We start from the raw sequence: 21,070 nt of genomic DNA, 5'->3' as shown, positions 1-21,070 counted from the left end.
TGTGTATCGGCCTGACTCGGGCGATGTCGATGTCTCCCGGTGCCTAGAACTCTACCTGTCTTGTCTGCGGCGCGCAAGCCATTGATCGATATGTGAGTTCACCTCACGCGGCCGCGCGTTCCAGTCGTACCACCGCGCGGCTTCCCGTCGCCTCTGCGAAGCGCGCCAGGGTCCGCATGGACGGCAGCGAACGGCCGCTCTCCAATCGGGCGATGGTCGATTGCGTCGTGTGCATCCGCTCAGCAAGTTCCGCCTGCGACAAGCCGGCGCGGACGCGGGCGGCGATGAGTTCGCGGGCGATATCGAACTCGGGTGCTTGCGCTTCGTACTCGATGCGGGCGTCCGGATTCGCCAGGACGCGGGCTTTCAGCTTGGCAAGGTCACTCATCGGTCAAACTCCGCAGGCGCGCATGGGCCGTCTCGATAGCCTTGCGCGGGGTTTTCTGGGTCTTCTTGATGAAGACGTGAAGCACGGTCAGCACCCGGCCCGTGCGAGCCACATACACCGCCCGCGCGATCCCGTCTCGGCCGGTCATCCGCATTTCCCACAGCTTGCCCTCCAGCGGGCGCACGTGCGGCAGCCCGACGTTGTGCGGGCCGAACTCCTCCAGCAACTCCGCGATGTGCAGATAGCGGGCCTGGGTGTCGGCGGGCATCGCCAGCAGTTCCGCTTCGGCCTCCAGTGTGGCTTTGACCGTCCATTGCATGAATATATCTCTTTTTTGCGATGGTTGGCGTTACGATGCGTGACGCAGCTGGCGCACGTTGCCGGCCGGCTTCTTGCCCTTCTCGATTTCGTCCAACTTCCGTTCCCACGCGACCAGCGCGGCGCGCTTCTCGTCGGTGTAGCCGTGCCGGTCGTAGTGCGCGGCCTGCACGCCGCTGATGCCGTGCGACAAGAGTTGAGCACGGGTGTCCTTGCTGATGCCCAGTCCGGCGAGCATCGTCTCGCAGGTGCGGCGGATGTCGCGCAGGTCGAAGGCCTCGCCCTTCATGCCGACGCTGATTTCGGCAGCGCGGACACCGGGTGTCGTGTTGACCATCTGCGTTTTGCCGTAGGACGAGAACAACCACATGCCGCCCACGTCGCGCGGTTCCTCGCCGGCGGCCTTCGCCCGGTCCCGCTCGCGCTTCCGAGCCCGCTCGATGAGCTCCTCGACGAGGGCGGCGCCCTTCGGTGCCAGCGACAGCAGATGCTCGTGTGCGCTCTGCCGCTTGCCCTTGCCATCCCACAGGCGCAGCGTTGCCGTGTCCACGTCGTAATCGCTGACCTTTGCGCGCAGCAGCTGGGCCATGCGTTGCCCGCCGGCGAGGAGGGCGAGGCGCAGCGCCTTGTCCGCGAGATCGTCACCGAGTGCGGCCAGATATGCGCGCAGCTCGGCCGCGGACAAGGTGCGCTCCCCTCGCTTGACCGGGATCGCCGGAATCGCATCGACCGGGCTGTGCTCGATCGCGAAGGGGATCAAATCCGACGGCAAGGCGGAATCGAACGGTGCGCGCTGGGCGGCATTGAACGCGGCCGACAGATAGGACCGCAGCACGCCGGCGGCCCGCTCCTTGCCGGCGTCCCGGACCTTGCGCACCATCGCGGCCACCTGGTGCGGGGTGATGTCACGGGCGGGGAGGGCGGCAATCTTCGGGTGCGCCTCGATCACGTGGCATTTGAACGACGAGCGCGTATCGTCTGCGCTCTTGCCCTTGCCCGAGCGCTCAAGGTGCGCGACATAGGCGTCACAGAGCGCGCCCAGGGTGTAGCGCTCCCGGCGCTCGGCCTCGTCCCGTGCTGCCTGTGCTGCAGCTTCAGCAGCGGCGATCTCGGCGAGGCGTGCTGTCTCGCGCTCGCGCAGCACCTCGCGCGGATCCCGCCCATCGTCGATCCATCGTTGAAACTCCCGCGCTCGCTCACGCGCGGCCTCGATGGTCCATGCGTCGGTGCTGCCGATAGTGACCCGGATTTCCTTGCCCGAGAGCGACCCTTTGAAGATGAACGAGCGTGCGCCCGATGGCCGAGCGCGGACCGCGAGACGGGGCATCTCGGTGTCCCAGAGAAAGCCCTCGCCGGTCGGATTGAATGCAGCGATTCTGAAGAGGGTAAGGCGCTCGCGGGGCATGGTGGAATCCTCGGGGAACGTTTGGGGAACGGATTAAATATATTTTCGTCTATTTCCCCAACCGATGCAAACCGCCGCAGTGTGCCAAAAACGCCGCGATAACAATTACTTGAGCTATGCAGGTAGGTAGATGTCTATGCTTGCTGGACCGCCGAAAATCTGATTCGTAATCAGTAGGTCACCAGTTCGATTCCGGTCAGCAGCACCAAACAAGAAAAGGGCCTGCAGAAATGCAGGCCCTTTTTGCTTTTTGGCGCGGGAACGACGATAGCGCCGCCGAGGCGTGTACGAGCTTTCCCGAGAGACGTTCCCGGCCCCGGCATTTCCCGGGACTCGTCCGGCGACCCGGCTGGGGTCGCAAGCTTTCTATATATCCGTCGGGCCGGTGAAGATCCTGTTCTTCGACGCCTCGGCAACGTAGGCACGCAGGATTCGCATCGGCACGCCGACTTTACAGGCCCACGACTTCGAACCGCTCGACCGTCGTCGCGCTCAGTTCGGCATTCCGCTGCGCGCGGCTCGCACCATGCAGTTGCCGTATCGCATGTTCACCCGCTTCGCGAACCACTCGGTCGTGAGCTTGCGCTGGATCTTCGGGCTTTTCAGGTTGATTCGCGGCATTGCTTCGCGCGGCGTTCGGCCGCCGGAGGAACCGTCTGCGAGCGAGAAGAGGCGCTGATACACCGGCGTGCGGGCAAAGGCGTCCGTCTTTTCCTGGCGCAGGCCGGCGTTGATCTCGTCGGCGTCGAGTTTCAGGCGGCGCGATAGCGCGAGGACCGCTTTCTGCGTCGCGCTCGGCTTGGTCGACGGTCTGCCGTTGTCGTAGCTCAGCAGGTCGCCGTCGAGGACGAGGGGTTTCTTCGTGAGGCGGGCGACTGCCTGCTGGAACGCGGCATTGCGGCTGCTGTAATGGCCGGCGTTGAAGTCGGCAAAGCGATAGAGCGGCGTGCTGTACGGGGCGGGGTAGTCGAGGAGGTGCGCGATGCCGAAATAGACGCCTCCGCGTCGCGTGAAGACCGCGCGCCGCGTGTCGCCGTCGCTGAACGTCCGGGGAGCCTTCTCGCGGGCGTGTGCTTCGGCGAACGCGACGCTCACCTGCATCGGCCCGCCGGTCCGCACCGGGTTGTAGCCGCTCAGGAGGAGGCTGCCGCCGGGCAGCTCGGCGATCATGTCGTCGTACAGCGCGCTCATCTGCCGTTCGGTTCGCAGCGTGTCGAGGCGTCGCTTGTAGGTCTGCCCGGTTGGCGAGGTTTTCGACAGTGCGGCGTCGAGCGCGAGCTTCGGGATGCCGTAGCGCTGACGGCGGGCTTCGATTTCCCGCCAGGCGATCCGCGACAGACCAGGAACTTCGGGATCCGCCTGGAAGCCGGATTCCTGTTCGATGACGGCGATTGCAGCGCAGACGTTGCTGTCGGTCGGCGCGAGGCGCAGCGCAGCGAAGGTGTCAGCGATGTCTCCCGCCCACCCCTTGCGGTCGCGCGTGAGGGTTGGCGGCAGGAGTTCGAGCACCCGGGCCTGCCCCTGCGTCGGGAGCGGGCGTACGAGCGGGGGCGCCGCGGGCGCCGGTCCCGGCAGTGGTGCCGGAAGCGGCAGCGGCGGGACCGGAAGGTCGGGACGAAAGATTCCGGCGGGCGGGGAAGCGGGGGCCTGCTCGAGGATTTCGGGCGTCTTCGTCTCGACGGGGGCTGGCGGCTGGACGGCGACGGGTTCGGGTTGCGTCGCGCAGCCCGCGAGCAATGCACCGGCCATGAGCGCGGCCATTCCGCTTTGCAGCACGCTCTTCATTCGATCAAGGGGAACAGGAGTTCGGAGGGACCACGCCGGGAGGACTTTGTCGAAGCTGCTCGAATGTGCGGCAGGTCGACGTCCCGCATCGTCGTTCGTGACGCCCGAGGAGGACGCGGACGCGCGGGAGATCGGGAGGAGGCATCCAGGGCCATGGCGGGCTCGAACACTACCATGTCCCGACAGGTGCGCGAAGTCGTACCTGGTCTCGCTGCGGCGTGCTCGTCGTCGCTTCGCCCGACACGCGTGAGACCGGATTGCGGCGATACGCGGGGGAAGCGCGACCCTTGGCAGCACTCGCCGGTCGTCGCCCGAAAGTCGATCGCGGACCGGACGACCGGCACGGACGCATGTTCGCGTCGGCCTCGGCAGTGTTCCTGCTGAGGCAGTCGCCGACGAGGTCGCCCCGCGCCGGACACCTGTGCCAGAATCCCCTTCGCAGTTGGCATGAGCCGGTATCCCAATTTCGCAATGTCGGTGGGATCGGCCGGTCGCGCCTCGATCCAACTTTCATCAGGAGCGCATCATGGCAAACAAGAATCCGAACGTACGCACGGCGATCGACATCGGCCTGTCCGAGGATGAACGCCTGAAGATTTCCCAGGGCCTGTCCGGACTGCTGGCGGACAGCTACACGCTGTATCTGATGACCCACAACTTCCACTGGAACGTGAAGGGTCCGATGTTCAACACGCTGCACGTGATGTTCATGGAGCAATACACCGAGCAGTGGGGCGCGCTCGACCTGATCGCCGAGCGCATCCGGGCCCTCGGGCATCCTGCGCCGGGCACGTACAAGGAGTTCGTCCAGCTCGCGACGATCAAGGAGGTCGACGGCGTGCCGAAAGCGCTCGAGATGATTCGCTATCTCGTCGACGCACAGGAAGCGACCGCGCGCACCGCTCGCAACCTGTTCCCGGTCGTCGAGGCCGCGAACGACCAGCCGACTGCCGACCTGCTCACGCAGCGGCTCGAAGTGCACGAAAAGACGGCGTGGATGCTGCGCAGTCTGCTCGAGGAGTGACCTGCTCCCCGCCTGCGCGCCGGAACCGCCCAGCGGTGCCGACGCAGCAGCGGGGACAATGAGGCGAAACGGGGCCGCGCCGGCCCCGTTCGAGATCGGCGCCGTCACGCCAAGCGAATACCCCCACAGCACGTCCGCAACGGTGCCGGCACAAGAAAACGCTGGCAAATTGGTATGCGTCGGCACTATGCTTGCGGTAGGTGTTCCCCAAAATGGGCAGGTGATGGAAACCGTTACGGTCTTTACCTTGGGCGAGCGGCGGTTGGGACTGTCCCTGTGCAGCGTCGAGCGCGTCCTGCGCGCCGTCGCCGTCACGCCGTTGCCGAACGCTCCGACCGTGGTCCGGGGAGTCATCGACGTCCACGGCGAAATCATCCCGGTCGTCGACCTGCACGTGCGCTTCGGTCTGCCGGCGCGGGACATCGCCCTCGACGACCATCTGCTCATTGCCCGCACCCGGATGCGCAAGGTCGCGCTGCTCGTCGAGCAGATTGCGGGCGTCGTCGAACTCGATGCCGGTGACATCGTAGCGACGGAATCCGTCGCCCCGGGCACCGAACACTTCCGCGCAGTCGCGAGGCTTCCCGACGGGATCGTGCTGATCCAGGACCTCGACGCCTTCCTGTCCCTCGATGAAGAGCGTGTGCTCGACGACGCGCTCGCGGCCGACGCGTAACAGCAAGGGATGAAGGCGCCGATCCCCGAAACGGTCTTGCAGCGATTCAGCGAGTTCGTCGCCGAGCGGACCGGACTGCATTTTCCGCCGTCGCGCCGGGCGGACCTGCTGCGCGGCCTCGAGGATGCCGCGGCGGGCCTCGGGTATGGTGACGTCGAGACGTGCGCGCGGATGCTGATGGAGGCCCCGCCCGATCGTCGGCGTCTCGACACGCTCGCGCATCACCTGACGGTCGGGGAAACCTATTTCTTCCGCGACCCCGCGGTATGGACCGCGCTGGAAGCGGAAATCCTGCCCCCGCTGATTGCTGCGCGCCGCGCCACCGACCGTCACTTGCGGATCTGGAGCGCGGGTTGCAGCACCGGCGAGGAGGCCTATTCGATCGCGATCCTGCTTGCCCGCCTGCTGCCGGACCTCGCGTCGTGGAACGTCGCGGTCCTCGGCACCGACATCGATGTCGATGCGCTCGCCCGCGCGGAGCAGGGCGTCTATCGCGAGTGGTCGTTCCGCGGCGTTTCCGACGGGCTGCGTCAGGCGCATTTCGAAGCGGCCGGGCGTGGTCGCTTCCGGGTCAGGGAGGTCGGGCGTTGCCTCCCCCGATTCGCCTACCTGAACCTCGTCGACGACGTCTATCCGTCGGTCACGAACGGCACCAACGCGATGGACATTCTGTTCTGCCGCAACGTGCTGATGTACTTCGAGCGCTCTGCCGCCGAGGCCGTCGCGCGCCGGTTCCATCGCTCCGTCGTCGACGGCGGTTGGCTGATCGTCGCCGCGGCGGAGGCCGACGCCGCATTGTTCCCCGGATTCTCGACGGTGCGCATCGGGGACGCGCTGCTGTATCGCAAGGAGGGCACCGCGCACGCCTCGCCGATGTCGAAAAGCCGCGGCCGGCAAGGGACGGCGCAGCACGGCGACTCCGGTCCCGCGTCCCGCAGCGTCGGAGTGTCCCGAGCGGATATCGGCGAGCCTGCGGGGCAGGGACGTCGCGTCGTTCAAGCGCGGGCGCCGCGACGGCCGCGCGACCAACATGGGCAGCGCGCGGCCGCCGGACCATCTTCCCGCCCGGAAGCCCTCGCCCTCGCTTGCCGCGAGTGCGCGAACCGGGGCGAGTTCGACGAAGCGCGCCGTCTGGGCGAAGCCGCGGTGGCCGCCGACAAGTCGGACGCGGGCCTGCGCTATCTGCTCGCGTCGGTGTTCGAGGAATCGGGCCGGCCCCAAGACGCGAAGGCCGCGCTGAGACAGGCGCTCTACATTGACCCGGACCATGTGCTCGCGCATTTTTCGCTCGCCAATCTCCTGCGCCGCCTCGGTCAGCCCTCGCGCGCCGCGGCGCATTTCTCGGTCGCCCGGCGCCTTCTCGACGCGAGCGCCGCCGATGCGCCGCTGCCGGACGGCGAAGGCCTGACTGCCGGACGCTTGCGCGAAATCATCGACGCTACGGAGCGCATTTCATGAACTCGGGCATCGACTGGGCGCGCGTGCATGCGCGTTTGACCGACGCAGCGCGGGCGCTTGACGAGCACCGCGTACCGTCCCCCGCCGCGCGTCGGGCGGCCCTCGAGGCGCGCGCGCGGGCGCTCGCGGTTGCGCTGCCGGCGGCCGTCGGTGCGAGCGTCGAGGTGCTGGAATTCATGCTCGCCGACGAGCGCCACGCGATCGAATCCGTCTGGGTCCGCGAAGTCGTCCCGTTGCGCGAACTGACCGTGCTGCCGGGCACGCCCGCCTTCGTGCTCGGCGTCATCCATCTGCGCGGCGAGATTCTGTCGATGCTCGACATCGGGAAATTCTTCGGGCTCGCACGGAAAGGCCTCACCGATCTCGACAAGGCGATCGTCCTCGATGACGGCAAGATGCGCTTCGGTATCCTCGCCGACCGCATCGTCGGCAGCCGCAGCATTCCGGTGTCGGAGGTGCAGCCGCCGCTGCCGACGCTTTCGGTGATTCGTCCCGATTACCTCCTCGGCGTCACGCGGGAGCGCGGGGTGATCCTCGACGGCCGGAAGCTCCTCGCCGATCCGTCGATTGTCGTCGCCGACGAGGTGGGTTATTAACCGTCAAGGCAAAAGATGAAGGCGACCGTTCGGACCGAGCAAGCTGACGCCCATTTCCTCCTCTCAACACCTTCACGGCGAACGGCGGAATTCGCTTCCGGCAGACGAAGAACCAAAAAACAAAAAAGGGAAGAACGATGAACTGGCTCCTCAATCTCTCTACGCGGACGAAATTCCTCGTCGCCTTCGGCCTGATGCTCGTGCTGCTGTGCGTCGTGATCTGGATCGCTCAGGCGGGGATGGCGAACCTGCTGCAGTCGCAGAAAACGCTCTTCGAACGGGACTTCGCCGTCGCCACCGAACTCGTCGAGCTGCGCGCGGTGCAGAACCGTGTGCGTGCGCAGATGCTCCAGCTTCAGGTCGAGCTGCGACCTGCGGAGCACGAGGCGCTGGTGAAGGAGGTCACGGCCGGCGAGCGCGAAGCCGAGGAGCGCATCGCGCATCTGCGGGCTCTGGTGGAGCGCGACGCATTGCTCGCGCCGAAACTCGACCGGATGAGCATGCTTGCGGCCGCGAGTCGAGCGACGCGGCAGGAGTCGATCGCGATGCTCCGCGAGGGGCGGCGCGACGAGGTGCAGCAACTCAGCGTCGGCATCCAGAAGGAACGCTTCGAAGCAATCCGCGGGCTTGCCGCGGACCTCGGAATCGAGGCACAGGCGCGAGCGCAAGCGGGCGTCGCCGAAGCGGAGCAGCGGATCACGTCGACGATGCGCGTCTTCCTCGTCGTTGGTGCGGCGGCCCTCTTGTTCGGCATCCTCACGGCGGCGTTTCTCAATCGCGTGATCGCGGTGCCGTTGAAGACGATCGCCCGGCGCGCCGAGCGGATCGCCGCGGGGGAAATCGTCGCGGTCGGCGCAGTCTCCGCGCGCTCGGACGAAATCGGGGTGCTCGAAGACAGGTTCGACCAGATGGCGCGATCGCTGCAGGAGAAGACCGACGTCGCGACCCGCATCGCGGCGGGCGACCTCGGGATGCAGGTCAAGGTGCAATCCGACGAGGACGCGCTGGGCACCGCGTTCGCGACGATGGTGCGGAACCTGCGCGAGATGACGCGCGAGATCAGCGACGGCACCAACGTGCTCGCCTCGTCGGCCACCGACATCCTCGCCGGTACGACCCAGGTTGCCGCTGCCGCGGCGGAAACCGCGTCGGCCACCGCGGAAACCGCGACGACGGTCGAGGAAGTGAAGCAGACCGCGACGCTGTCGAGTCAGAAGGCGCGGACGGTCGCCGACGGGGCGCAGAAGGCCGCACAGATCGCCCAGGACGGTCGGCGGGCCGTGGAGGACAGCGCCGACGCGATGCAGCGGATCCGTGAGCAGATGGAGCAGATCGCCGAGAGCATCGTCCGCCTCGCCGAGCAGAGCCAGGCCATCGGCGAGATCATCGCCAGCGTGAACGACCTGTCCGAGCAATCGAACCTGCTCGCGGTGAATGCGTCGATCGAGGCCGCGAAGGCCGGCGAGTTCGGCAGGGGGTTCGCGGTCGTCGCGCAGGAAGTGAAGAGTCTCGCCGAACAGTCGAAGCAGGCGACGAGCCAGGTGCGTGCGATCCTCGGCGACATCCAGAAGGCGACCAGCGGCGCGGTGATGGCAACCGAGCAGGGGTCGCGCGCCGTCGAGACCGGCGTGCTGCGCTCGCAGGTGGCCGGCGACGCGATCCGCCAACTCGCCGACAGCATCGACGACAGCGCGCATGCGGCGAGCCAGATCGCGGTATCGGCGCAGCAGCAGCTCGCCGGGATGGATCAGCTCGCGGCGGCGACGACGAACATTCGGGTCGCGACGACGCAGAACCTCGACAGCACGCGGCAGGCTGAAGCCGCCGCCCACAACCTGCACGCGCTCGGCCAGAAGCTCAAGGAAATGGTCGGGCGCTACCGGTTCTGACGCGGGTCTTCCCGATGCCGCCTCTCGACGCCGACGCGTTTCTGAATCACCTTCGCGCGACGTTCCGGCTCGAAGCCGACGAGCATCTGCGTGCGATCTCCGCGCTGCTGCGCGAACTGGAGCAACCCGTTTCCGCCGAGCGCGGACGACAGGCGGTCGAGACCCTGTTCCGCGAGGCGCACAGCCTGAAGGGCGCGGCGCGGGCGGTGAACCTCGCCGAGGTCGAAGCTGTGTGCGCCGACCTCGAGACGCGCCTTGCGAAGCTGAAACGGGAGGCGGTGAGCCCCACACCCGCGTTCGTCGAAGCGCTTGCGCTGCGCACGGACGAGCTCGCGGCGCTGCTGGCCGCGGATGCCACCGCGCCCGTCAGCCCCGCGTCGCAAGCAGGCTTCGTCGCGGGCGGCGCCGCGCTTCGTTCGCCACCGGCCAGCCCCGCCGACACGCAGGGGAGGACGCCGGTGGAACCTTCCCAGGCGGCGGACATGCCGACTGCTGCGCAGCCGACTGTGGCGAAGGGCGACGCGGCGGACGCGGCGCGCCCGACTGCGAGGCGTGCGCGGATGGAGTCCGCGCGCAGCCCGGGCGAAACCATCCGCATCCCGGCGGCGAGGCTCGGCGCGGTGCTCGTCCAGGCGGAAGAACTTCTCGCGTTCAAGGTCGGCGCCGGCCAGCTTGCAGCCGAACTGCACGCGGTGTGCGCGGAACTGTCCGCGTGGAGGAAGTCGTGGAGTCGGACCGCCCACGACGTTCGGGCGCTTCGCCGCGCGAGCGAGCGCAACGCGAACGGCACCGGCGCCGGCGGAGCGACGCGGTCACACAGGATCGGAACAATCCCCGGCCAACGCGGGCCGACGGTCGACGGGGTGCTCGATGCGGTGGAGCGGGACGAACACTACGTGAAGGCACTCTGTGACCGAGTGAACGCGCTGCAACGCGTGGCCGAGCGGGAACGGCGCACGCTCGCGGGCCTTGCCGACGCGTTGCGCGACGACGTGAAGCAGATGCTCGTTCAGCCGTTCGGCGTCGTGTTCGAGCTGCTGCCGCGACTCGTCCGCGATCTCGCGCGCGACAGCGCCAAGCAGGTGGAGCTGCGCATCGACGGCGAAGCGATCGAGATCGACCGGCGCATCCTCGAACAGTTGAAGGATCCGCTGATCCACCTCGTCCGCAACGCGGTCGACCACGGCATCGAGGCGCCCGACGAGCGCGTGCGCCGGGGCAAGGGCGCACGCGGGCGAATCCACGTCGCGGTGCTGTCGAAGGAAGGCAACAGGGTCGAACTGCGGATTGCCGACGACGGCGCCGGGATCGACGCGCGCAAGGTTGCCGCCGCGGCGGTCGCGCTGGGCCTCGTTGCGCCGGCCGACGCGGACGGGCTGTCCGACGACGCGGCGCAGGCGCTGGTGTACGCGTCGGGCCTGTCGACGAGCCCGGAGCTGACCGGCATTTCGGGGCGCGGACTCGGGCTCGCGATCGTCCGCGAGAAGATCGAGAAGCTCGGCGGCAGCATCGCGATCGAGTCGCCCGCCGAAGGGGGCACGGCGTTCCGGATCGTGCTTCCGACCTCGCTCGCGAACTTTCACGGACTGCTCGTCGGCGTTGGCGACCACCAGTTCGTGATTCCCGTGCGTGATGTCGAGCGGGTCGCGCGGATCGGCGCGAGCTCGGTGCGGACCGCGGGCAACCGCGACGCGATCGAGCTCGGCGGCGAGGCGCTGTCGCTCGTCCGCCTCGCCGATGTCCTGGACCTGCCGTCCGCTTCGGGGCGGCGGGACGCCAGCCACCTTTGCGTCGTGCTGCTGGCGAGCGAAGGCCGGCGCATCGCGTTCGCCGTCGACGCGGTGCTCGGCGACCAGGAGGTGCTCGTGAAAGGGCTCGGGCCACAGCTGCGGCGCGTGCGCAACGTCGCCGGTGCGACGGTGGTCGGCGCCGGCCGCGTCGTGCCGATCCTGAGCGTCCCGGACCTAATGAAGTCGGCACTCGCCGCGGCGGCGCTGTCGCCGGCGCCGATCGACGCGGCGCCGAACGGTGCAGGCGCGGACAGATCGGCCGGGTCGGTCGCCGCAGGCCCGGGCGCATCGACGATTGCGCCGCGCACCGTGGCCTCGGCAGGGCCTGACGAGAAAGAGGCGCGACTGTCCTTGCTCGTCGTCGAGGACTCGGTGACCTCGCGCACGCTGCTGAAGAACATCCTCGAATCGTCGGGCTACGACGTCGTGACCGCGGTCGACGGCGTGGACGCGCTGACCGCCCTGCACACCGCGCACTTCGATCTCGTCGTGTCCGACGTCGAAATGCCGCGGATGGACGGCTTCGCGCTGACCGAGCGGATCCGCCAGGACCGGAAACTCGCCGATTTGCCCGTGGTCCTTGTGACTGCACTGGCGTCGCGCGAACATCGCGAACGAGGCGTCGAGGCGGGGGCCAACGCCTACGTCGTCAAGAGCAGCTTCGACCAGAGCGATCTGCTGGCCGTGATCAGGAGGCTCACATGAATGCTGTCGCGGCCGGAGGAACGGTCAGGGTGCTGGTCGTCGACGATTCGCCGGTCGCGCGCGAACTGCTCGCGCATGTCCTCGGCGGCGCGTCGCGCATCCAGGTCGTCGGAATGGCGAGCGACGGCGAAGAGGCGGTGCGCGAAGCCGAACGGCTTCGTCCGGACGTCATCCTGATGGATATCCATCTGCCGGGCATGGACGGCTTTGCGGCGACGCGCAGGATCATGGAAACCTGTCCGACGCGCATCGTGATGGCGACGGCGACGAGCGACGCGAACGAAGTTGCGGCGAACTTCCGTGCGATCGATGCGGGGGCGCTCGCGGTGCTGGCGAAGCCGCGCGGCCCCGGGCATCCGCGGTTCGACGTCGAGGCCGCGGAGCTCGTCCGTACCGTGCGGGTGATGTCGGAAGTCCCAGTCGTCAGGCGCTGGCCGCGTCACGCCGACGCGTCGAGCGCCCCGGCCGCCCCGGCCGCCCCGGCCGCCCCGGCTGGCCTTGGCCCGCGACCGGGGAGTTCGATCCGCGTCGTCGTCGCGGGCGCCTCGACCGGCGGCCCGATCGCGCTGAAGGAGTTGCTGTCGGCGCTGCCGAAAGACCTGCCGGCGCCGATCCTGGTCGTGCAGCACATCTCCGATACCTTCGTCGAGGGCTTCGCGCAATGGCTGGGCGACAGCAGCGGCTATGCGGTGCGGGTCGCGACCGACGGCGAGGAGACGCGCTCGGGCGTCGCGTATGTCGCGCCGAGCGGAAGTCATCTGCAGGTACGCTCACCCGGGACGGTCGCGCTCGTCGACGGGCCGAAGGAACACGGCGTGAAGCCGTCGGTGTCGGTGCTGTTCCGCTCGGCGGCCGCGGCGTTCGGGGCTGCTGCCGCCGCGGTGTTGCTGACCGGCATGGGGCGGGACGGCGCGCAGGAACTCAAGCTCCTGCGGGAAGGCGGAAGCGCTACGTTTGCGCAGGACCGCGAATCGTCCGTCGTCTTCGGTATGCCCGGCGCGGCAGTCGCGCTCGGTGCGGCCCAGTACGTGCTGCCGCCGCAGAAAATCGCAATGATGCTCGCCGGTCTCGTCGCCCGTGACCGGATGAAGCCACATTCATAGCTGAGGATGCCGAAGGAGAAGTGGGTCGTGGCGAACGAAGACAACAGGATTCCGCGCGTGGATATCGTCATTGCCGAGGACAGCCCGACGCAGGCCGAGAAGCTGCGTTTTCTGCTCGAACAGCAGGGACACACCGTCCGCGTCGCGCCCAACGGCCGGGTGGCGCTGGCCGCGGTGCGCGAGCGCCGACCCGCGCTCGTGATCTCCGACGTCGTGATGCCCGAGATGGACGGCTACGGACTGTGCGCTGCGATCAAGTCCGACCCGGCGCTCGCGGACATCCCGGTGGTGATCGTCACGTCGCTGTCGGGCGTGCAGGACATCGCGAAGAGCCTCGAATGCGGTGCTGACCATTTCATCCGCAAGCCGTACGAACCGACCGCGCTCCTCGCGCGCGTCGAATACATCCTGCTCAACCGCGAGCTGCGCAAGGCCGGCCCCGCGGACGAGGGGATGGAAATCTACATGGGGGGCCGCAAGCACTACATCGCGTCGGGGCGCGAGCAGATCGTCGACCTGCTGGTCTCGACGTACGACGAAGCGGTGCACATGAACGAGGAGCTGCAGGCGCAGCAGCGCGAGATCGCGCTGTCGAACCGCACGCTCCGGATGCTCTACCGCATCGCCGGCGAGCTGAACCGGGTGACGACCGAAACCGATGCGTGCGAGCAGGCGCTCGCGGGCCTGCTCGAGCTGCCCGATTTCCGCGCCGGATGGGTATGGCTCGATGACGGGCATGGCGGGCTGCGCACCGTCGCAAGCGGTTCGCTGCCGGCACCGCTGCACGACGTCGTCGCGCTCGCGGCGGATTGCCGATGCCGCCGCATGCTGCGCGAAGGCGAGCTGCGGCACGACGTCGCGCTCGTCGAGTGCGAGCGCCTGCAGGGCGTCGCCGCGGGAGAACACCTCGCGCGGACGCACGCGGTCGTACCGCTGATGGCGGGCGAACACAGCCTCGGCCTGATGAACATCGTGCGCGACGACAGCGGGTACTTCAGCGCCGAGGATCTCCGCCTGCTCGAAGCGGTCGGCAGCCAGGTCGCCCTCGCGATCCAGCGCGCGCAGCTCTACCGGCATCTCGAGGAACTCGTCGCGAAGCGCACCGCTGCGCTGCAGGCGGAGGTCGTCGAGCGCACCCGCGCCGAGCAGAAGGTCGCGAGTTTGAACCGGATCTACGCGGTGCTCTCAGGCATCAACACCGCGATCGTCAGGATGCACGATCGCGGCGAGCTGTTCCGGGAGGCTTGCCGCATCGCCGTCGAGCTCGGGAAGTTCCGCCTCGCGTGGATCGGCGTGCTCGATCCCGGCTCGCAGACGATCAGACCGGCTGCGTGGGTCGCGGGAAATAGCGACCTGTCGCGTTCGGCCGGCCGGGAACTGTCGGCGGCGGACAGCGCGCTGCTGGACGCCCGCGCGGGACTGATCGGCGTCGCGATGGAGCGGCGCAGCTATGCGACGTGCAATGACCTCGCGTCGGCGGGCTGCGAGATCTTTCCGAACGACGCACTCGCGATGGGATGCCGTTCGAAGGCGGTATTCCCGCTGTTCGAGGACCAGCGCCTGGCCGGTGTGCTCGCGCTGTACGCGGCGCAGACCGGCGTGTTCGAGGACGAGATGGAGCTCAAGCTCCTCGTCGAACTCGCCGGCGACATCTCGTTCGCGCTCGAATATATCAGCAAGGGCGAACAACTCGACTACCTCGCGTATTACGACGCGCTGACCGGCCTGCCGAACCGCGCCCTGTTCCACGATCGCGTCGTTCAACTCGTGCAGACCCGCGGTGAGACCGCCGGCGGGTCGCTGGTCGCGGTGCTGCTGATCAACATCGAGCGCTTCAAGAGCATCAACGACACTTTCGGCCGTCACGCCGGGGATGCGCTGCTCAAGCTCGTCGGCGAACGGCTCGTGGCCGCCTTTTCGGGCAAGGACCGGATCGCCCGCCTCGGCGGCGATCATTTCGCCGCAGTGGTCTCCGGGTTCGACGATGCCGCGGATGTCGCCCACCTGCTCGATCGTGCGATGAGCGAGTCCCTCGACCGTCCGTATTCGATCGACGGCACCGATCTGCACCTGAAGTTCCGCTTCGGCGTCGCGCTGTATCCGAGCGACGGGCTCGACGCGGAGACGCTGTTCGCGAACGCCGAAACGGCGCTGCTGAAGGCGCGGACGAACGACGAGAGCTACCTTTTCTATGCGCCGGAGATGAACGCGCGGGTGTCGGAGCAACTGTCGTTCGAAAACCGGCTGCACCGCGCGCTCGAACGCGACGAGTTCGTGCTGCACTACCAGCCGAAAGTCAGCCTGCGCGACGGAACGATCATCGGGCTCGAAGCGCTGATCCGCTGGAACCATCCCGAAAAGGGCCTGATCGCGCCCGCGGCGTTCATCCCGATCCTCGAGGAGACCGGGCTGATCGTCGAGACCGGCCGCTGGGTCGTCGAGAAGGCGCTTTCGGATGCCACCGAGTGGCTCGCGGCCGGCGTCGAGCTGCCGCGGATCGCCGTCAACGTCTCGGCCGTCCAGTTGCGCAGGAAGGATTCGATCGCGTGGTTCGAGCAGGCGCTCCAGGCTTACCCGGCGTCGCGCGCGTATCTCGACCTCGAACTCACCGAGAGCGTGCTGATGGAGGATGTCGAAGCGAACATCCACAAGCTCGGCGCGATCCGCGCGATGGGCATCCGCGTCGCGGTGGACGATTTCGGCACCGGGTACTCGTCGCTCAGCTACCTGACCCGCTTGCCGATCGACCTGCTGAAGATCGACCAGAGCTTCGTCCGCGACGTCACGACCGACAGCGGCGCGCAGGCGGTGTGCTCCGGCGTGATCGGGCTCGGTCACAACCTCGGGTTGCAGGTGATCGCCGAAGGCGTCGAGCGCGAGGAGCAGATGAATCACCTTTGGCAGCTCGGTTGCGACGAGATGCAGGGCTACCTCTTCAGCCGACCGTTGCCGGCCGCCGAGTGCCTGCAATTGCTGCTCGCGCGCAAGACGCTCGTGCTTCCCGACGCCGCCAACCGGTCGGAGCGCGTCGCGCCCTAGGGGCCGCGGTAGCGGGCCGAAGTTCGACGCGGTTCCGCCATCCGCGCGTGGACGGAGCACAATCGGCACACTTCGTTTCGGAGCAGTGGGAGATCATGTTTTCACCGGGCATCGTCGAACCCGCGCAGGCCCGCGACAACGACCTGTGGTTCGTCTTTCACGAAAGCGCGTTGCTGGTCGTCGCGGATGACGCCGGGACGCACGTGCCGTGCCGCGCCGAACTGCGACGGCTGGGCGTGCTGCCCGCGCGCAGCCTCTATCTCGGACGCCTCGCCGGATGCGGATGCTTCACCGCCGATGCCGAAACGGCCGCCGCGCTGGAATCGGCCGAGTGGCGCGGGCTGCGCGCGCTCTTCGGCCGCATCCACGAGGCGACGTTCGCGCTCGCGGGGCGTGCGCTCCAGGTCATCGAGTGGGACCAGACGCACCGCTTCTGCGGCCGCTGCGGCACGCCGACCGAGCGGCACCCCACCGAGCGGGCGCGGGTGTGTCCGTCCTGCGGACTGAGGAGCTATCCGCGGATCGCGCCCGCGATGATGGCCCTCGTGCTGCGCGAGCGCGAACTGCTCCTCGCGCGCTCGCCGCATTTTCCCGAGGGCATGTACAGCGCGCTCGCCGGCTTCGTCGAACCGGGGGAGACGCTCGAAGAGACGCTGGTGCGCGAAGTCCGCGAGGAAGTCGGCATCGAGGTCGCGAACCTGCGCTATTTCGGCAGCCAGCCGTGGCCGTTTCCGCACTCGCTGATGGTCGCCTTCGTCGCCGATTACGCCCGCGGCACGATCACGCCGCAGCCCGACGAGATCGAAGCGGCCGACTGGTTCGGCATCGACCGGCTGCCGCGCCTGCCGCACCCGTTCAGCATCGCGCGGCGGCTCATCGACGACACCGTCGCGCGTCTCGCGGCTCGATGAGGCGGCGCGGCCGTCGATGCGGACGAACCGCGTCAGCGCGAAACATGAAAGCCGAAAGATGAAAAGGGGCTCCGAACTTCGCCGGCGCGGGTCGCACTAAGGCGCAGGACGTTCGCATTCCGCAGCCGGCGGCAGGCGCGGGCGTCCGAATCGACAGGAGAAACGTTCCATGAAACTTTATTACTCGCCGGGCGCATGCTCGCTCGCTCCCCACATCGTGGCTCGCGAGGCGGGCATCGGCCTCGAACTCGAAAAGGTCGACATTCCGAACAAGAGAACGGCTGGCGGCGACGATTACTGGAAGATCAACCCGAAAGGCTACGTGCCGGCGCTGCGCCTCGACGATGGCGCGATCCTCACCGAAGCCAACGTGGTCTGCCAGTACCTCGCCGATCGCAAGCCCGAGTCCGGCCTCGCGCCGAAGCCCGGCACGATGGAGCGCTTTCGCCTGCTCGAAGCCCTGAGCTTCGTGTCGTCCGAAGTCCACAAGCAGATCGGCGCGCTGTTCAACCCGGCGATGACCGACGAGATGAAGGAAGTCCAGAAGGGCACGATCGGGCGGCGCTTCAACGCGCTCGAGCAGATGCTCGAAGGCAAGCAGTACGTCTGCGGCGACACCTTCACGATCGCCGACGCCTACCTGTTCACGGTCCTCAACTGGACCGGCATGCTGCAGATCGACACCGCGCAGTGGCCGCATATCCGCGCCTACATGGCGCGCATCGCCGAGCGCCCGAAGGTGCAGGAGGCGATGAAGGAAGAAGGGCTGACGGGCTGAGGATTCAGCCGTCCCCAGCGGAAGGGAGCGGCGGGGACGGCCGAACCGGAAAGGCCGCGCTCAGGCGCTGCCGAGGTGGCGGCCGCCGCCGGTCGGCCGGGCCATGCCGGCAGAATCGTAAAGCTGCGGCCGGTTCGCGGCGCTGAGCAGCACCGACAGCGCCGCCTGGTTGTGCTGCATGCGCTCGGCGACGAGCTTGCCGTTGAGCGCATTGCGGCGCTGCGCTTCGCGCGCGAGAGCGTGGATCTCGTCCCAGCGGGCGAGGGTGTCGGGCAGCGGGGCGCACAGTTCGCGTACCGACGCGTCGGTGTCGGGCCGACGCATGCGGCCCAGCAGCAGCGCGCGGTCGCTATGCAGCCGCTGCAGCTTGTGGAAGCGGTCGGTCTTGTCGTGCGACAGCGCGAGCAGCGCGTCGGCATCCCCGGCGACCAAGAGCGCTTCCTCCCGTTCGAGCAGCGTGATGAACGCGCGCAGCAGGACGGCTTCGCTGTCGATCAATGCGGCGAGCCGTTGGAGTTCCGGCTGCAGGCTCACGAGCGCGAACCCGAGTCAAGCAACTCGCGCACGCTCTTGATCAGTCCGTCGGCGATCCGCTCGGCGTCCACGGTGAATCGACCCTCGCTGATCGCCTGCCGGATCTCGTCGACGCGCGCGCGATCGACGACCGGAGTCGATGCCATCGCGGCTTCGGCCTTGATCAGGCTCGCCGACAACGACGACAGTTCGACCTTCGCCGCGGCATCCGGGACGGGCGCGGTGCTCGCATTCGATCGCGCCCGGGTTTCACCGGTCGGCGTCGCACCGACCGGCTTCACGCTGCCTTCGATCTTCATGGTGCAACTCCCAGTAGGTATTCTCTCTGGCCATGTCTACGGCGCAGTTCCGCTGAACTTTAGGCGTTCGACCGCCGTGGGAAGGTCGCGAAACGGCGCCGAAATGTAAGGATTTGTCTTGCGCGGTCGAATTGCTCCGCGAGCAGGCAGCGGAGTTCGACGCGCTCAGGAGATTCGCGGAGCGGCCGGCGCGGCAACGACGGGGTTCGCATTCCGTCGCAGCGAACGAGTCGGGAGGCGGCTCGCGCGAGCGCCGTCGACCGAAGCCGGCTCAGGCGGACCGTATCGTGGCTTTCATTGCCGCACTGGTCCTGAACCTGCGGGCTCCGCATCCCGAACCGCGAATCAGAACGCCAGTTCGACGACCCCGCCCGCCCGCGCCGTTCCCGACACCACATGCCCGTTGCCGAGCCGCACCCGCACCGGCTCGCCTTCGGCCGCGGCGTTCAGCGCGCGGCCCTCGTTCGACACCGTGAAACCGGTGCCGCTGCCGACCACTTTCACGACCTGTCCTTGCCGCACCGCCGGCGGCAGACGCAGCATGTTCGTGTGCAGCGTGCTGCCGGCCGCTACCGCGTAACGCAGGTGATGGCCGACGGCTTGCGTCGCGTCGGTCAGCGTGTTCGGCGGCTCGGCCGCGAGGTCGCCGAAGCGCCGGCCGAGGTCCGCCTGGCCGACGATCTGGCCCGCTCGCAGCGGCTGTGCGGCGACGAGAAACTCGCTCATCACCGCGACCTGCGCCGGTACATAGACGGTCCAGGTCACCGGCGACTCGCAGCGCACGGCGACGCTGATCCGGCCCCACGCGCGCGTGCCGGGCGGCAGGAAAGGCGTCAGCTCGGCGCACGGCGGCAGCCGGTTTCCCGCTTCGAATTCGCCGACCTGCACTTCGACCTTGCCGGGAAGGCCGGCGGTCTGCTGTGCGAGAAACGCGCTCACCGCTTCGCGCACGGGTTTCGGGGCCTGTTGCGCGAGGGCGGGCAGGCTGAAGGCGGCGGCGAGCATTGCGCCGCTGAGTGCGGCACGGACTGGCCGAGCAGAAAGACGGGATGGCGACATGGCGCGATTCGAACACGTCCGCCGCGTCGGCGGCAACCGCCCGGTCCCGTTTCACCGGCAGCCGGGCGCGCGGGCTTCGCAGGCAAGCGCTCGTCCGGCGTCGCCGACTACCGGCCGTAGTTCGCGGACACACACATCCGGCTTTGCCGGCTACCTCCCGCAGTTCGTGCGCCAACGTCCATCCGACGTCATCGGCACCGTCCCCCGCTGGGCCGGCAAATCTCCATTCCGTTTCGCGGTCGTCGGCACTTCGGCCGCCGCGCCGAGGCCGCTCCTGTGCAGCGGCAACATTTTCCGCCCGCCGGCAACGCGCGCGGCCGCGTCATCCGAAAGCGGCGAAATTGGCCGGTAATTTCCGGTCTTATCGACGCAAGGCGCTTGCATCGCCCCGACTACGATGGCTGGCATGGAAGGTGCGTTGAGCGCCATGCCGGCCGGATCCAGCCACTCACGGCAGCCGGCGAAGACTTCGAGGTGATGCGATGAAGACCCAACTCGACCATGCGCTGCAGTTCCACCAGACCGCGCTCAACGTGCAGGCGCGACGCCAGCAGCTGCTCGCGTCGAACATCGCGAACGCGGACACGCCGCACTACAAGGCGCGCGACATCGACTTCGCGTCGGCGCTGAAAGGCGCGCTCGGCGCCAAGGTCGGCCCGCTCGCGCTGGCCGGCACGTCCGCCCGCCATCTCGCCGGGCAGGACGGCGGCGCAGCGGGCGCACCGATCGGCTTCCGCCAGGCGTACCAGTCGAGCGTCGACGGCAACACCGTGAACATGGACGTCGAGCGCGCCGCGTTCGCCGAAAACTCGATCCATTACGAGGCGAGCGTGACTTTCATCAACAGCCTGCTGCGCGGGATGCAGACCGCGATCAGCGGCCAGTGACCGGAGCGCGACCATCATGAGCATGCTCAACGTCTTCAACATCGCAGGCTCCGCGCTGCACGCGCAGTCCGCGCGGCTCAACGCGACCGCGTCGAATATCGCCAACGCCGACAGCGTTGCCGGCCCCGACGGGCAGCCGTACCGCGCGAAGCAGGTCGTCTTCACCGCGACGCCGGTCGCCGGGCCGAACGGCGTCGGCGTGCAGGTCACGAAGGTCGTCGAAAGCGCCGAGGCCGGCCGGATGACCTACGACCCGACGAGCCCCGCGGCGAACCCCGAAGGTTATGTCGAGATGTCGAACGTGAACGTCGTCGAGGAGATGACGAACATGATCTCCGCATCGCGCGCGTACCAGACCAACGCCGAAGTGATGAACACCGCGAAGACGCTGATGCAGCGCACGCTCGCGATCGGCCAGTAAGCAGG

At 68.1% G+C, this 21,070-nt stretch carries 19 protein-coding genes and 1 tRNA gene; 13 read left to right on the top strand and 7 right to left on the bottom strand.

All coding sequences use genetic code 11. The features are described 5' to 3' along the window. Positions 1-103 precede the first annotated feature (103 nt). Genes ROZ37_RS01245 through ROZ37_RS01235 form a run of 3 tightly spaced genes read right to left on the bottom strand, consistent with a single transcriptional unit; the run spans position 104 to position 2,111 of the window. Positions 104-388: a helix-turn-helix transcriptional regulator gene (locus tag ROZ37_RS01245; RefSeq protein WP_312656848.1), complete on the bottom strand. Its 285-nt coding sequence runs from the start codon at positions 386-388 to the stop codon at positions 104-106. Continuing rightward, the gene (locus tag ROZ37_RS01240; protein WP_312656846.1) at positions 381-707 is read right to left on the bottom strand and encodes a type II toxin-antitoxin system RelE/ParE family toxin; all 327 of its coding nucleotides are present in this window, start codon (positions 705-707) and stop codon (positions 381-383) included. The genes ROZ37_RS01245 and ROZ37_RS01240 overlap by 8 nt, the downstream gene beginning before the upstream one ends. Before the next feature lie 30 nt (positions 708-737). Further along, positions 738-2,111 (bottom strand): integrase family protein, encoded by a 1,374-nt coding sequence (locus ROZ37_RS01235; protein ID WP_312656844.1) that lies wholly within the window; start codon positions 2,109-2,111, stop codon positions 738-740. Positions 2,112-2,249: 138 nt separating this feature from the next. On the opposite strand from ROZ37_RS01235, the gene ROZ37_RS01230 reads away from it, so the two are divergent. Beyond that, a tRNA-Thr gene (locus tag ROZ37_RS01230) sits at positions 2,250-2,319 on the top strand. Positions 2,320-2,603: 284 nt separating this feature from the next. Here the strand turns inward: ROZ37_RS01230 and ROZ37_RS01225 are convergent. Continuing rightward, positions 2,604-3,872, bottom strand: a complete 1,269-nt coding sequence (locus tag ROZ37_RS01225) for a DUF1615 domain-containing protein (protein ID WP_312656842.1) — start codon at positions 3,870-3,872, stop codon at positions 2,604-2,606. 550 nt (positions 3,873-4,422) lie between these two features. Here ROZ37_RS01225 and ROZ37_RS01220 point away from each other — a divergent pair. The 10 genes from ROZ37_RS01220 to gstA all read left to right on the top strand — a co-directional run bounded on the left by ROZ37_RS01220 (position 4,423) and on the right by gstA (position 17,865). After that, positions 4,423-4,920 carry a Dps family protein gene (locus ROZ37_RS01220; protein ID WP_312656840.1) on the top strand — a complete coding sequence of 166 codons (498 nt, stop codon included), beginning with the start codon at positions 4,423-4,425 and terminating at the stop codon, positions 4,918-4,920. A gap of 223 nt (positions 4,921-5,143) precedes the next feature. After that, on the top strand, positions 5,144-5,596 hold the full coding sequence (locus ROZ37_RS01215; RefSeq protein WP_312656838.1) for a chemotaxis protein CheW: 453 nt from the start codon (positions 5,144-5,146) through the stop codon (positions 5,594-5,596). 9 nt (positions 5,597-5,605) lie between these two features. Beyond that, complete coding sequence (locus ROZ37_RS01210) at positions 5,606-7,054, top strand: CheR family methyltransferase (RefSeq protein WP_312656836.1); 1,449 nt, start codon at positions 5,606-5,608, stop codon at positions 7,052-7,054. Next, complete coding sequence (locus ROZ37_RS01205) at positions 7,051-7,650, top strand: chemotaxis protein CheW (protein ID WP_312656834.1); 600 nt, start codon at positions 7,051-7,053, stop codon at positions 7,648-7,650. The genes ROZ37_RS01210 and ROZ37_RS01205 overlap by 4 nt, the downstream gene beginning before the upstream one ends. Positions 7,651-7,787: 137 nt before the next feature. Continuing rightward, positions 7,788-9,539 carry a methyl-accepting chemotaxis protein gene (locus ROZ37_RS01200; RefSeq protein WP_312656832.1) on the top strand — a complete coding sequence of 584 codons (1,752 nt, stop codon included), beginning with the start codon at positions 7,788-7,790 and terminating at the stop codon, positions 9,537-9,539. A gap of 14 nt (positions 9,540-9,553) precedes the next feature. Further along, positions 9,554-12,034, top strand: coding sequence for a response regulator (locus tag ROZ37_RS01195; protein ID WP_312656830.1), 2,481 nt, complete (start codon positions 9,554-9,556; stop codon positions 12,032-12,034). Continuing rightward, positions 12,031-13,137, top strand: a complete 1,107-nt coding sequence (gene cheB, locus ROZ37_RS01190) for a chemotaxis-specific protein-glutamate methyltransferase CheB (protein ID WP_312656828.1) — start codon at positions 12,031-12,033, stop codon at positions 13,135-13,137. The genes ROZ37_RS01195 and cheB overlap by 4 nt, the downstream gene beginning before the upstream one ends. A gap of 27 nt (positions 13,138-13,164) precedes the next feature. After that, positions 13,165-16,176, top strand: coding sequence for an EAL domain-containing protein (locus tag ROZ37_RS01185; RefSeq protein WP_312656826.1), 3,012 nt, complete (start codon positions 13,165-13,167; stop codon positions 16,174-16,176). A 95-nt stretch (positions 16,177-16,271) separates the two neighbouring features. After that, positions 16,272-17,087, top strand: coding sequence for an NAD(+) diphosphatase (nudC, locus tag ROZ37_RS01180; RefSeq protein ID WP_312656824.1), 816 nt, complete (start codon positions 16,272-16,274; stop codon positions 17,085-17,087). A gap of 169 nt (positions 17,088-17,256) precedes the next feature. Next, positions 17,257-17,865 (top strand): glutathione transferase GstA, encoded by a 609-nt coding sequence (gene gstA / locus ROZ37_RS01175; protein WP_312656822.1) that lies wholly within the window; start codon positions 17,257-17,259, stop codon positions 17,863-17,865. A gap of 60 nt (positions 17,866-17,925) precedes the next feature. Here the strand turns inward: gstA and ROZ37_RS01170 are convergent, their stop codons facing one another. The 3 genes from ROZ37_RS01170 to flgA all read right to left on the bottom strand — a co-directional run bounded on the left by ROZ37_RS01170 (position 17,926) and on the right by flgA (position 19,703). Beyond that, on the bottom strand, positions 17,926-18,399 hold the full coding sequence (locus tag ROZ37_RS01170; RefSeq protein WP_312656820.1) for a flagellar protein FlgN: 474 nt from the start codon (positions 18,397-18,399) through the stop codon (positions 17,926-17,928). Beyond that, complete coding sequence (gene flgM / locus ROZ37_RS01165) at positions 18,396-18,698, bottom strand: flagellar biosynthesis anti-sigma factor FlgM (RefSeq protein ID WP_312656819.1); 303 nt, start codon at positions 18,696-18,698, stop codon at positions 18,396-18,398. Before flgM ends, ROZ37_RS01170 begins: the two co-directional genes overlap by 4 nt. Positions 18,699-19,043: 345 nt before the next feature. Further along, a complete protein-coding gene (flgA, locus tag ROZ37_RS01160; RefSeq protein WP_312656817.1) occupies positions 19,044-19,703 on the bottom strand; it encodes a flagellar basal body P-ring formation chaperone FlgA in 660 nt (219 codons plus the stop codon). Between the two features lie 536 nt (positions 19,704-20,239). Here flgA and flgB point away from each other — a divergent pair. Further along, entirely contained in the window at positions 20,240-20,644 is a 405-nt protein-coding gene (gene flgB / locus ROZ37_RS01155) for a flagellar basal body rod protein FlgB (RefSeq protein WP_312656815.1), read from the top strand. Between the two features lie 16 nt (positions 20,645-20,660). Then, on the top strand, positions 20,661-21,065 hold the full coding sequence (flgC, locus tag ROZ37_RS01150) for a flagellar basal body rod protein FlgC (RefSeq protein WP_312656814.1): 405 nt from the start codon (positions 20,661-20,663) through the stop codon (positions 21,063-21,065). Positions 21,066-21,070: the final 5 nt, after the last annotated feature.

Source organism: Aromatoleum sp. (assembly GCF_032027225.1).
In the GTDB taxonomy this organism is placed as follows: Bacteria; Pseudomonadota; Gammaproteobacteria; order Burkholderiales; family Rhodocyclaceae; genus Aromatoleum.
The sequence above is the reverse complement of the archived record's forward strand: the minus strand, read 5'-3'. Positions and strand labels throughout refer to the sequence as shown.

Excerpts from the sequence above, each read along its gene's own strand:
- ROZ37_RS01245 (WP_312656848.1), bottom strand. The coding sequence starts at position 388 with ATGAGTGACCTTGCCAAGCTGAAAGCCCGCGTCCTGGCGAATCCGGAC.
- ROZ37_RS01240 (WP_312656846.1), bottom strand. The coding sequence starts at position 707 with ATGCAATGGACGGTCAAAGCCACACTGGAGGCCGAAGCGGAACTGCTG.
- ROZ37_RS01235 (WP_312656844.1), bottom strand. The coding sequence starts at position 2,111 with ATGCCCCGCGAGCGCCTTACCCTCTTCAGAATCGCTGCATTCAATCCG.
- ROZ37_RS01225 (WP_312656842.1), bottom strand. The coding sequence starts at position 3,872 with ATGGCCGCGCTCATGGCCGGTGCATTGCTCGCGGGCTGCGCGACGCAA.
- ROZ37_RS01220 (WP_312656840.1), top strand. The coding sequence starts at position 4,423 with ATGGCAAACAAGAATCCGAACGTACGCACGGCGATCGACATCGGCCTG.
- ROZ37_RS01215 (WP_312656838.1), top strand. The coding sequence starts at position 5,144 with ATGGAAACCGTTACGGTCTTTACCTTGGGCGAGCGGCGGTTGGGACTG.
- ROZ37_RS01210 (WP_312656836.1), top strand. The coding sequence starts at position 5,606 with ATGAAGGCGCCGATCCCCGAAACGGTCTTGCAGCGATTCAGCGAGTTC.
- ROZ37_RS01205 (WP_312656834.1), top strand. The coding sequence starts at position 7,051 with ATGAACTCGGGCATCGACTGGGCGCGCGTGCATGCGCGTTTGACCGAC.
- ROZ37_RS01200 (WP_312656832.1), top strand. The coding sequence starts at position 7,788 with ATGAACTGGCTCCTCAATCTCTCTACGCGGACGAAATTCCTCGTCGCC.
- ROZ37_RS01195 (WP_312656830.1), top strand. The coding sequence starts at position 9,554 with ATGCCGCCTCTCGACGCCGACGCGTTTCTGAATCACCTTCGCGCGACG.
- cheB (WP_312656828.1), top strand. The coding sequence starts at position 12,031 with ATGAATGCTGTCGCGGCCGGAGGAACGGTCAGGGTGCTGGTCGTCGAC.
- nudC (WP_312656824.1), top strand. The coding sequence starts at position 16,272 with ATGTTTTCACCGGGCATCGTCGAACCCGCGCAGGCCCGCGACAACGAC.
- gstA (WP_312656822.1), top strand. The coding sequence starts at position 17,257 with ATGAAACTTTATTACTCGCCGGGCGCATGCTCGCTCGCTCCCCACATC.
- flgM (WP_312656819.1), bottom strand. The coding sequence starts at position 18,698 with ATGAAGATCGAAGGCAGCGTGAAGCCGGTCGGTGCGACGCCGACCGGT.
- flgA (WP_312656817.1), bottom strand. The coding sequence starts at position 19,703 with ATGCTCGCCGCCGCCTTCAGCCTGCCCGCCCTCGCGCAACAGGCCCCG.
- flgB (WP_312656815.1), top strand. The coding sequence starts at position 20,240 with ATGAAGACCCAACTCGACCATGCGCTGCAGTTCCACCAGACCGCGCTC.
- flgC (WP_312656814.1), top strand. The coding sequence starts at position 20,661 with ATGAGCATGCTCAACGTCTTCAACATCGCAGGCTCCGCGCTGCACGCG.